The organism is Azospirillum formosense, from assembly GCF_013340925.1.
GTDB classification, from domain to species: domain Bacteria; phylum Pseudomonadota; class Alphaproteobacteria; order Azospirillales; family Azospirillaceae; genus Azospirillum; species Azospirillum formosense.
Genome location: NZ_WHOR01000479.1, coordinates 1 through 1662, shown reverse-complemented (window position 1 = coordinate 1662; position 1662 = coordinate 1). Strand labels below are relative to the sequence as shown.

The 1662-nt window shown below is 66.2% G+C and carries 3 protein-coding genes; all 3 read left to right on the top strand.

Annotated features, from left to right (window positions below; translation table 11 throughout):
* Nucleotides 1–379 (top strand): carboxymuconolactone decarboxylase family protein (locus GBZ26_RS29220; protein WP_211105014.1); only part of this gene is annotated, 379 nt, incomplete at its 5' end.
* A gap of 17 nt (nucleotides 380–396) precedes the next feature.
* Nucleotides 397–768 (top strand): Atu4866 domain-containing protein, encoded by a 372-nt coding sequence (locus tag GBZ26_RS29215; RefSeq protein WP_174441774.1) that lies wholly within the window; start codon nucleotides 397–399, stop codon nucleotides 766–768.
* Nucleotides 769–946: 178 nt separating this feature from the next.
* Nucleotides 947–1576 (top strand): calcium-binding protein, encoded by a 630-nt coding sequence (locus GBZ26_RS29210; protein ID WP_051140157.1) that lies wholly within the window; start codon nucleotides 947–949, stop codon nucleotides 1574–1576.
* Nucleotides 1577–1662: the final 86 nt, after the last annotated feature.

Genomic DNA, 1662 nt, shown 5'->3' with positions numbered 1-1662 from the left:
CCTGACGACCGAGGAGCGCGCCAAGCGTGGCGGCGAGGTCATCCGCAGCCTGAACAACGGCCAGCCCCAGCCCAACCTGGAGCGGATGCGCGAGGAGTTCCCCTTCCTGGCGGAGGCCACCGAGGCTTACGCGCTGGGCGACGTCTGGTCGCGGCCGGGGCTGGACACGCGGACCCGCCAACTGGCCGCAGTCGCCGCCTTCGCCGCCATCGGCGAGACGGCCTTCATGAAGATCCACGCCGGCTACGCCCTCAACGCCGGCGTCTCCGAGGACGAGTTGAAAGAGATCGTCTACATGGTGACCGTCCCCGCCGGCTTCCCCCGCGCGATCACCGCCGCACGCACCCTGTCGGAGCTGTTCGCCGAGCGCCGCCCGTAGACGGAAGGAGGCACGCCATGAAACGCGCGTTCGCCCGGACCGCCACCCTGACCGCCGCCCTGCTCGCCTCCGGCGCCGAGGCCCTGCCCGACCGCAAGGCGCTGGCCCAGACCGCCGACCGGCCCGGAGTGGCGCAAGCGGATCACCCCCAAGCGGATCATCCCTATGTCGGCCTGTGGGTGACCGAGGACGGCCGTGTCCGCCACGAGCTTCTCCCCGACAACCGCTACGTCGAGGCGCGGGGCAGCCGGGAGAAGGCGTACCAGGGCCGCTATCGGGTCACCGGCGACCACATCGACTATTGGGACGACACCGGCTTCACCGCCGACGGCGACTTCATCGACGGGGTGCTGCACCATGGCGGGATGATCCTGCACCGTCGGCGCTGAGCGCCGGTTCTTTTTTCCTCCTTTTCAAAATTGTGAAGTGGACAACAGTGCCGGATGCCCGATCCGGGAAGAATGGCTGTGCAAGGGCGAGGTCTTCGGAACGAACCAGCAAAAGGAACGCCGAAGAACACCCCTCCCCCTGCATGGCACAATCCCCTGATCCGAAGGAAACGCATCAATGGCAAACGTCTATGGCACCAACAACGCCGACTATCTCGACATGATCAAGTACGGCGTCAGCAATGACTACGTGCAGGGTTATGACGGCAACGACACCATCCTCGGCTGGTCCGGCAACGACACGCTGGACGGCTGGAACGGCAACGACGTGCTCTACGGCGAGTCGGGCAACGACCTGCTGATGGGCTATTACGGCACCGACACGCTCTATGGCGGCAGCGGCAACGACCAGCTCTACGGCGAGAGCGGGTACGACAAGCTCTACGGCGGCGACGGCAACGACACGCTGAGCGGCGGCGACACCTTCGACGACCTCTACGGCGGCATGGGCAAGGACCAGATGACCGGCGGGGCCGGGGCCGACTGGTTCTTCTTCGAGACGAAGGACAGCGGCGACATCTACGCCGGCAACGCCGACACCATCACCGACTTCAAGGACGAGGACCAGATCTGGCTGAAGGGCAGCTACAGCTACGCCGGTTCGACCAGCGCGCCCGCCGACGGCCAATACAGCATCTGGCAGAAGGACGGCAATTACGTCGTCACATGGAACGCGGCGAACGACACCGGCTATCACGACCTGATCGTGAAGGGCGACAACCCGATGGGCGACATCTCCTTCTACTGACCCGCCTGACCGAGGTCCCCGGGCGCGCCGTCCTTCCCGGCGCGCCCCTTTCCCTTCTCCGGACGACAGGAGCGCCCTTCCCATGG